The 10,080-nt window shown below is 58.5% G+C and carries 4 protein-coding genes; 2 read left to right on the top strand and 2 right to left on the bottom strand.

From position 1 onward, the window contains the following. Both ACR0AO_RS18395 and ACR0AO_RS18390 read right to left on the bottom strand, forming a co-directional pair. On the bottom strand, nt 1–875 hold an 875-nt coding region (locus tag ACR0AO_RS18395), incomplete at its 3' end, for a right-handed parallel beta-helix repeat-containing protein (protein ID WP_480606705.1). Next, complete coding sequence (locus tag ACR0AO_RS18390; protein ID WP_480606703.1) at nt 872–2,245, bottom strand: hypothetical protein; 1,374 nt, start codon at nt 2,243–2,245, stop codon at nt 872–874. The genes ACR0AO_RS18390 and ACR0AO_RS18395, both read right to left, overlap by 4 nt. 398 nt (nt 2,246–2,643) lie before the next feature. Here ACR0AO_RS18390 and ACR0AO_RS18385 point away from each other — a divergent pair, with 398 nt between their 5' ends. Together ACR0AO_RS18385 and ACR0AO_RS18380 are read left to right on the top strand one after the other, a co-directional pair. Continuing rightward, nucleotides 2,644–3,771, top strand: coding sequence for a Coenzyme F420 hydrogenase/dehydrogenase, beta subunit C-terminal domain (locus ACR0AO_RS18385; RefSeq protein ID WP_480606699.1), 1,128 nt, complete (start codon nt 2,644–2,646; stop codon nt 3,769–3,771). A gap of 256 nt (nt 3,772–4,027) precedes the next feature. Further along, the gene (locus tag ACR0AO_RS18380; RefSeq protein WP_480606693.1) at nt 4,028–10,060 is read left to right on the top strand and encodes an Ig-like domain-containing protein; all 6,033 of its coding nucleotides are present in this window, start codon (nt 4,028–4,030) and stop codon (nt 10,058–10,060) included. Nucleotides 10,061–10,080: the final 20 nt, after the last annotated feature.

Raw genomic sequence — 10,080 nt, 5'->3', positions numbered from 1 at the left:
TTGCTGCCGGTGCCATCAAGGTGGATTAGGGTGTTGTCGCGCACGGTGATACCGGACGTGGTGGTGCCGTAGATAGCAACACCGTTGACCATACCGGTCGCGATGATGTTCTGTTCGATCAGGATGTTGTGGAACTCGGTGTCGTCGAGAAAAATCCCCTGCACATTTGCCTGGGTCACCGCGAGATAGACATTGCCGCGGATGACGCCGTCGCCGGACGGGGCACCGGTGAATTGCATGAAGTCAAGATGTGCGCCGTCTTCGGGATAGACATGACCGCCATGAGTGTTGTTCTCGATCAGGAAGTTGGTCAGGCCGCCAAACTTGAAGGCGTCATTGCCGATATAGTCGACATGGTTCTCGCTGAGTTCGATCCCACTGCTCTGGGTGACGATGAAGCCGTTTTTGACGTCATGCACGTTGTTGCCGCTGATCATCACGTTGGAGCTGTCGGTGACGTAGATCCCGTAATGTCCATCGTAGATGTTGTCGACCGGGCCGTGCACTTCGGAGTTCACGAATTCGACGTGATCGCTGTTGGTGATCCCGACGATCTTGGATGCGTATCCGCCGTTGCTGCCATTGGCGACCTTGACGCCGTCCACGCGCAGATGGCTGATATTGTCGAGCGATACTTCCGTGAAAACCGCCGGATTGTTCGGATCCGCGGACTGGATCGTGACCATGCTGGAATAGCTTATATTCCGGAGATCCAGCGACCCGTAATTCCCCGGCGCAAGCTCAATTGTATCGCCGCCATTTGCCCGCGCCATTGTTTTGTCAAGCTGACCGGTCCCGGCGTGAGCGGGGAGCGACAGGGTCAGAAGCGCGAACATGCCCGCAATGAAAGGCTTTCCGGGAACGAAGAAGGTCATGTGCCGTTTCCACGTATGTGAGTTGCGGCAAAGCGAGTATAGTGCGAGGCTCGGCCGGTGCGTTGAGATCCGTCGCGGGGGGGATTGGGCGGTCCCGTCTCGTCCCGGCCATCATCGTCGAGAATCCAGGCCCCGGATCCGAGCAGGAAAATGAAAAGGACATAGATGATCCACCAATAGTGGACAGTCCACCCCGTCAGATAAAACCCCATCATGCAAACCAGATACCCAGTGCGGTAATGGGCGGAGTGATCGCTCAGGCCAGATTTGAACGCGGTCGAGATGAACAGCGAAAAGAAGGCCAGTTGCAGCAGCAAGGCGGCCGGCAGCCCGTTAACGACAGCGGGGACCAGCCAGAACATATCTATGCTGCTGCTCATCCATTCAGGCCGCGCCCAATCGTTCAGCCCGACCCCGAAAAGGGGGTGTTCGGCCACGGAGGCGGTTCCGAAGCGCCAAATCCGGATCCTGTTATACGCGGTCTCCGCGTTGAAGGCGAAATATGATATGAAAACTTCAGGTGCGGATCTGTTTGCGGCAATCTCGAGCGCGACATACAGCGACAGAACACCACCGCTCAGGATGGCCCAACGATGTTTGATCTTGTGGAGCACGCGATCCCAGGAAATCAGGCCCAGCTGCGCGGCAATAGCGGTGAGCGGGCCGGACGACAGCGACAAAAATGCCGTTCCGGTCACCAGCAGGGTTTGCAGGCGGCGCTTCCAGGGTGGGGCCTGATATCCCAGCACGTAATATGTGAGGGCAACCCCCCCGCCGCAGAATACCCCGAACATGATCGGATGCGGCAGGACACCCTGAACCCGGTCCAGGCCCCAACGCGCTTCTTTTACCTGTTCCCGGCCGGAATAGGTGATCTGGTTTGCAAGCTCCAGCAGAATATTATGCGCGGTCAGTGTTTCGTAGATTGCGAAAGGAAGCATCAGCATGATGGTCCAGAACAGCATTCGGACAATCGCGTAAAAATCATCTGCGTTCCGGATATAGCATCGCGCCATGAGATATGCCCCCATGGTTTCGATGAAATAGATACCGGATGGTTCCACCGCGGCAACCGGGCCATGCAACACGAGATAGCTGGCCGAGACGCACAAGCACATCCCGAACAACGCCAGATCGGCAACGCGGACGGGACCCGCCCGGCCCTGCAGCCACATGATCAGACCCGGCACGACCCAAAGGGCGAGCAGGAGGCGGTTGGCCGTCATTTGCATGGGGCCGATGGTGAAAAAGAACGGCAGAACGAGGGATATGATGAACAGGCGGGGCGGCAAGGACAAACGGTGCGAGCGGTCACCGCCGGCAGCGGGTGCTGTTGTGCCAAGAGAGCGGCTCGCCGTCACTGTTCGCATATGCTGGGTCATTGTTCTGAATACTATATTGATCCGGTGAGGTATGCATCGTTTGACCGGTACATGATTGTTGAAGGATATTTGTGGCAATCTTGAGGGGTTGGTCAAAATTCCTAGAATAGAGACTTTATCATACCCGGTGAAGATGCCAATCTGATGGCGTTTTCTAAAGACTCCAAGGGTTTTAACAAGTGAGGCCGGTTTGTTGGTGATCGAGAGGCAGAAAAAGTTTGATTTGGCAACGGGGCGGGAGCGCAAGGGTGCCGGGCCCGGTTATCGCCCCTAGCGGAACGATGTCCGCCATGTTTCCATCATCTCCAACCTTGCAGAAGGTTGCGCGCGGGCGTTTGTGCACCGGCTGCGGTGGCTGTGCCGCAGTGTCCCGGGGGGGCATCGGAATGGAGTACTCGCGGAGCGGTTTCCTGCGGCCGGTGCAAAAGGCCGCAATATCGAAAGATGTCGAAGCCAAGATTTTCGCAATATGTCCGGGAACCGGGTTGGTACAGGAACCCGCAAAGCGCCGGGATCATCCGCTTTGGGGGCCTATGGTCAATCTATACACGGGATATGCGACAGATCCGCCGCTGCGCCATAACGGATCTTCGGGGGGCGCGCTGTCGGCTATTCTTGTGCATCTTCTGGAAAGCGGAACGGTCGACCGGGTGCTTCAGACCGCAACGGCGCCCGATCTGCCTTTGGGCAACGCCACGGTGACAAGCATCAACGCGGAACAGGTTTTTGCCGCGGCCGGGTCGCGCTATGCCCCTTCGGCACCGCTGGAGGCGCTGGAGGATTGGCTGGCGGAAGATCAGCGCACTGCTTTTGTTGGCAAGCCCTGCGACGTCGCGGCGATGCGATCGCTCGCCCGGATCGACCCGCGTGTTTCCCCGCGGTTTCCGGTAATGCTGTCCTTTTTCTGCGCGGGAGTGCCAAGCTTGGGTGGCGCCAGGCGGATTGTCGAAGAAATGGGAGCAGATCCCGACAAGGTCGTGGCCTTCCGGTATCGCGGGGATGGCTGGCCGGGATTTGCCCAGGCGACGATGGCAAACGGGGCGGTCCACAAGATGAGCTATGCGGATAGCTGGGGCGGCATCTTGTCGAAACATGTTCAATTCCGCTGCCGTATCTGTCCTGATGGCACTGGCGGATTTGCCGATATTGTTTGCGCCGATGCCTGGGAAACCGATGACAAGGGCTATCCCCTGTTCGCGGAGCGAGAAGGGGTCTCCCTGATCCTCAGCCGCACGGCAGAGGGAGAGCGGATCGTGCAGGACGCCATGGCAAAAGGCGCGATTGCCGCAAGTCCATTCGACGTGAGGGGTATTCTACCGATGCAGCCGGGGCAAAAGGAAAAGCGCCGCTTTACCTTGCCCAGACTTCTTGCATTGCAGCTGGCCGGGAAGCCGGTGCCCAGATACAGTGGGTTTCATCTTCTGAAAAACGCCCGCGATGCGGGGCCTTGGCTGTTTGTCCGGAATTTTCTGGGCACATTGCGGCGGGCGATATTGCGGCGGGTCACCGATTGATGCGCGGGGTTCGTGCCTGACGCCGGCGGCCGAAAACCGTGACCGGGGCATTCGAACGCAGGCAGTTTTCTTGCGTGTCAAACCCCACAATGATAGTTTTCGCAATAAGGATTTTTTGAACCTAATCGCCTTGCGTCCAGCTCTTAGGGTCCATTCAGTTTTAGAAGACCCATAGATATTCTGATCGGCTGCTGAGCTGCCAGGCACAAGTTCGAATTGTCAGGTTATTTGGTGTGATGTTGTGGGGTACTTAAACATGTCGTTGCCTATCGTAGATGGCCTAGTTCTTCATCTTGAAGTAAATTCTGGAATCGAAACGAAAGATGGTGTCATCACCAGCTGGAAGGATGCATCCTCATCCGGGATTGATCTGACGGCAAATGGTGATCCAACCTTCGGCGGCATGGTCACGCCTTCGGGGCTGCCGTCCATCACGTTCGATGGCACGGATGACAACCTCGAATCGGTATTAGGCCTGACCCCTCTGCCGGATGGGAATGAAGACCGAACGATCTTCTTTGTGGTTCGATATGGCGACAATCAGGGAATTTCAGCCGGATTGTCCTATGGCGACAACGCCTCGAATGAAGCCTTCGGGCTAGTTTCCGAGTGGGACAGCGACGAGCTTGGCATTCAGGGCTATGGTGGTGGCAATGACTTCGGCTCGGGCGTGGATGCTGAATCTCAAGGCTGGATCGTGCAATCTGTCACGTTGTCGGCCGGACAGTACGAACATTTCCTGAACGGATCTCTAATTGACAGCGGCAGCCACAATTTCAACACCGACCTGACCAGGCTTGTCCTCGGCTCAGAGCTGGGGGACCTGGGGGATGCCCAGTTGGACGTGGCTGCGGTACTGATCTATGACCGCGCGCTCGACACGACCGACCGCTTGGCGGTCGAAAACTATTTACAGCAGGAATACTTGACCAACGATGGGCTAAACAACGCGCCGATCGCCGTGGGGGATCTGCTGGATGCCGAAATCGGAGGGGCCACGGAACTTGATATTCTGGACAACGATTTCGATGACGGCGCCCTGAATGGCAGCAGTATCAACATCCTGTCCGGCCCGAGCCACGGCACGATAACCAATATCGATCCGACGACCGGCATCGTGACCTATGTGCATGACGGTTCTCCGGGTGACAGCGACAGCTTCACCTATGAGTTGGTCGATGCCGAAGGCGTACAGTCCGCGCCCGCGACAGTGACCCTGGATGTCGGATACCAGCCGCTGTCCCTGGAGGGGTTTGAAAACGAAACCGTCATCACCCGTGCCGACATGACGGGTGGCAGCCCGTTCTTCCTGCCGATTTCGATGACCTTCCTGCCGGACAACCGGATGCTTCTGCTGTCCAAGGATGGCGAAATCCGCATCGTCGATCCGGAAACCGGATCGAACGAAATCTACATGACCCTGAACAATATCGATTCCGGGCAGGAACGCGGACTTCTGGATATTACGCTGGATCCGGATTTTGCCAATAACGGCTATTTCTATCTGTATTATACACCCAACAACCCGGAAAATGCCCGTATCGCCCGCTTCCAGCATGAGGAAAACGCCGGCGGTTTGACCTCGACCGGGGATTTGACCAGCGAATTTGTGGTCTGGGAAGACACCGACGGCTATCTGGCCTGCTGCCACTATGGCGGCGGATTGGACTTCGGGCCCGATGACAAGCTCTGGCTGACGACTTCGGACAAATTCCAGGCCACCACGCCGGGCGAGGGGGCCGACGGTGGCGAAGACATCATGCTCGACCCGGAATCCTCGTCGGGCAAGATCATCCGAGTGAATTCCGACGGTACGGTGCCCGACGGTACCGACGGGCAACTAGCCAACCCCTGGGCCGATCCCAATGACGGCTATAACGACTATGTCTGGGCCTATGGCCTGCGCAATCCGTTCCGGGCTCGCTGGGACATGGAATATGGGCAGATGTATATCGGCGAGGTCGGCGGCAACCGTCAGAACCTGGCGCATGACGACATTCATACCACCTCTCTGGATCAGGCCGGGGCCTTCTATGGCTGGCCATTCTACGAAGGTACGCCCAACGTCTATACGAATGCCGGGGAAAGCCCGGAAGACCCCAATGACTATCCACTGCCGGACAGCGACATTGCCGATGCAGCCAGCGGAGATTTCTATTCGGCCCCCATCTTCTCGATTGCCCATGAAGGGCAGAGTACGTCCATTACCGGTGGCGAGGTCTATCGCGGCGACATGTTCCCCGAGGAATGGGACGGGGTCTATTTCTATGGCGATTACACCAATGACTTCATTCGTTATCTGCGACTGGACAGCACTGGCACGCAAGTTCTGGGCGATTTCGCCTTCAGACCCTCGGCCGAGATCCCGGGCACAACCAACGAGATCGTGGCGCTCACGGTCGGAGCGGACGGCGCGCTGTATTACGCGATGATCGCGTCCGGCGAGGTGCATCGCATCACCTTTGACGACAATTTTGCCCCCTCGATCGACAGTGCCACTCTGAGCCCGCAGTCGGGCGATCTGCCGCTGACGGTGACTTTCGACGCCACGGTCAGCGATGCCGAGGGCGATCCGCTGACATATGTGCTGAACTTTGGCGATGGTACAGTGGTCAATGACGTCGTCGGGCCGGGCGGCATCATCTCGGTGCAACATCAATATACGGTGGATGGGACTTACAGCGTATCGCTGTCCCTCTCCGATCCGACACATACCGTCCTGTCCAACGCTTTCCAGGTTCTGGCCGGTGATGTAAATTTCGCTCCGGAGATCAGCGACGAGGAATCGGATATCGCGGTTGGTGGCGCTGGTACGACCGAGATTACCTTCACTGCCAATGCCACGGATGCTGATGGCGATACGATGACCTATACTTGGCATTTCGGTGATGGCAACAGCGCCGCTGGTCAGGTTGATCCTTCGGGCGTGGTTACTGCTTCTCACACATATGCGACCGAAGGCAGCTACGATGCATTCCTGGAGGTTTCGGATGGAGAGGAAACCACCTTTTCGTCCAATATACCGATTCAGATCGGAACGGCGACGCAAGTGCCGGTAACGTCCGGGCTGGTCCTGCTGTTGCAATCCGACATTAAGATCGGACTTGGTGAAGGCAACACCGTAACAGCCTGGCTGGATGGTTCAGGCAACGGCAACAACCTGTTTGCACAGGGCGACCCGCAGCTGGTCGCCAACATGACTCCGACCGGGCAGGCAGCAATCGTCTTTGACGGCACCGGAGACTTGCTGGAACGGGTCAATGCCGATGATACGATTTTTGCACTTCCGACAGGCAGCGCGGACCGGACGATCTTTTTCGTGGTGGATTATATCGACATGAATGGCCGGTCTTCCGGGGTGACGTATGGTACGGCATCCGCCAATCAGACCTTCGGCGTGGTGGCCGAGGGCAGTTCGGGGGATTACGGGGTTCAGGGCTGGGTCGGGAAGAACGACTACGGCACTGGCGTGGATGGTGTCACGCCGGGTTGGGCGGTTCAGTCCGTGGTTCTAAGCAATGATGTTCTGTCGCAATATATCGACGGTGGGCTGATTGACACGGACACGCATACGTTCAACACAACACTAACCAAGCTAGTGCTGGGTGCTCATATCGGAGATGCCGCCGAAGGCGAGATGAATATCGCGGCGGTGCTGATCTACAATCGCGCGCTCAGCGAGAATGAACGTCAGCAGGTCGAGGATTTCCTGCAGACGAAATACATCACCGACCCCAACAACACCGCGCCTGTTGCCCAGGACGACAATGTTGCCTTCACCGAGGACACGCCGGTGTCCGGCGATGTTCTGGCCGACAATGGCAATGGCATTGACGACGATGTGGACGGTGACGGGCTGAGCGTGTCGCTGGTCGCCGATGTGTCGAACGGTACGCTTGTGCTGAATGCGAACGGCACGTTCGACTATACGCCGAATGCGGATTTCGATGGCGTGGACAGCTTCGTCTATGAACTGAGCGACGGGCGCGGCGGAACGGATCAGGCGACCATGACTTTGACCGGAACGCCGGTGGACGATCCGGCCCAGGCGGTGAATGACAGCTACGGCACGGATGTAGACACGGCGCTGGTGGCGGATGTGGCCACGGGTGTGCTGGCCAATGACAGCGATCCCGAAGGCGACCCGTTCACGGCATCCGTCCTGAGCGACGTGTCGAACGGCGTGCTGGCGCTGGCGGCGGATGGCAGCTTTACCTACACGCCGGATACCGGGTTCGAGGGCGAAGACAGCTTCACCTATCAGGTGACCGGCGGCGACAGCGCCACGGTGACGATCCAGGTTGGTGGCCCGCAGAACGTGCCGGTGACCGACGGGCTGGTGGCGGCCTACGAGTCGGGTGAGAATGTCAGCCTTGGCGCGGGCAATACTGTGACCGGCTGGCTGGACGGCTCGGGGCGTGGCAACGATCTGCTGGCACAGGGCGACCCGCAGCTGGTGGCCAATGCAACCCCGACCGGTGAGGCGGCGATCGCCTTTGACGGCACCGGTGATCTGCTGGAGCGAATCAATGCCACCGACACGCTGAACGGGCTGTCGGCAGGCAGCGCGGACCGGACGATCTTTTTCGTGGTGGATTATATCGACATGAATGGCCGGTCTTCCGGGGTGACGTATGGTACGGCATCCGCCAATCAGACCTTCGGCGTGGTGGCCGAGGGCAGCTCGGGGGATTACGGGGTTCAGGGCTGGGTCGGGAAGAACGACTACGGCACTGGCGTGGATGGTGTCACGCCGGGTTGGGCGGTTCAGTCCGTGGTTCTAAGCAATGATGTTCTGTCGCAATATATCGACGGTGGGCTGATTGACACGGACACGCATACGTTCAACACAACACTAACCAAGCTAGTGCTGGGTGCTCATATCGGAGATGCCGCCGAAGGCGAGATGAATATCGCGGCGGTGCTGATCTACAATCGCGCGCTCAGCGAGAATGAACGTCAGCAGGTCGAGGATTTCCTGCAGACGAAATACATCACCGACCCCAACAACACCGCGCCTGTTGCCCAGGACGACAATGTTGCCTTCACCGAGGACACGCCGGTGTCCGGCGATGTTCTGGCCGACAATGGCAATGGCATTGACGACGATGTGGACGGTGACGGGCTGAGCGTGTCGCTGGTCGCCGATGTGTCGAACGGTACGCTTGTGCTGAATGCGAACGGCACGTTCGACTATACGCCGAATGCGGATTTCGATGGCGTGGACAGCTTCGTCTATGAACTGAGCGACGGGCGCGGCGGAACGGATCAGGCGACCATGACTTTGACCGGAACGCCGGTGGACGATCCGGCCCAGGCGGTGAATGACAGCTACGGCACGGATGTAGACACGGCGCTGGTGGCGGATGTGGCCACGGGTGTGCTGGCCAATGACAGCGATCCCGAAGGCGACCCGTTCACGGCATCCGTCCTGAGCGACGTGTCGAACGGCGTGCTGGCGCTGGCGGCGGATGGCAGCTTTACCTACACGCCGGATACCGGGTTCGAGGGCGAAGACAGCTTCACCTATCAGGTGACCGGCGGCGACAGCGCCACGGTGACGATCCAGGTTGGTGGCCCGCAGAACGTGCCGGTGACCGACGGGCTGGTGGCGGCCTACGAGTCGGGTGAGAATGTCAGCCTTGGCGCGGGCAATACTGTGACCGGCTGGCTGGACGGCTCGGGGCGTGGCAACGATCTGCTGGCACAGGGCGACCCGCAGCTGGTGGCCAATGCAACCCCGACCGGTGAGGCGGCGATCGCCTTTGACGGCACCGGTGATCTGCTGGAGCGAATCAATGCCACCGACACGCTGAACGGGCTGTCGGCAGGCAGCGCGGACCGGACGATCTTTTTCGTGGTGGATTATATCGATAACGAAGGCGTTTCAGCGGGGGTCGCCTATGGTGACGGTGCACGGAACCAGACCTTTGGCCTCGTCTCCAGCTGGAATGACCAGGATCTGTCGGTGCAGGGCTATGCCGGTGCCAATGACTATGATTCCGATGTCGATGCGGTCACGCCCGGCTGGCTGGTGCAGTCGGTGACGCTCGAGAATGATCTGTTCAACCACTATCTGAACGGATCCCTGATCGACAGCGACACCCATACCTTCAACACCGATCTCGAGCGTCTGGTTCTGGGAGCGGAGATCAATGACAAGGGAGAAAGCCAACTCGAGATTGCGGCGGTGCTGATCTATGACCGGGCGCTTGACGAAAGCGAGCGCCAGCAGGTCGAGGAGTATCTTCAACTAACCTATGTCGATGATACTTTCGTATTCGTGTAAGTGGCGGGGTTCACCCGGAC

It is taken from the genome of Ruegeria sp. AF8, from assembly GCF_056541825.1.
Note: the sequence above shows the minus strand (reverse complement) of the source record. Positions and strands in the feature narration are given on the sequence as shown.

Coding starts and splice junctions, on each gene's coding strand:
- ACR0AO_RS18390 (WP_480606703.1), bottom strand. CDS start 2,245: ATGCGAACAGTGACGGCGAGCCGCTCTCTTGGCACAACAGCACCCGCT.
- ACR0AO_RS18385 (WP_480606699.1), top strand. CDS start 2,644: ATGGAGTACTCGCGGAGCGGTTTCCTGCGGCCGGTGCAAAAGGCCGCA.
- ACR0AO_RS18380 (WP_480606693.1), top strand. CDS start 4,028: ATGTCGTTGCCTATCGTAGATGGCCTAGTTCTTCATCTTGAAGTAAAT.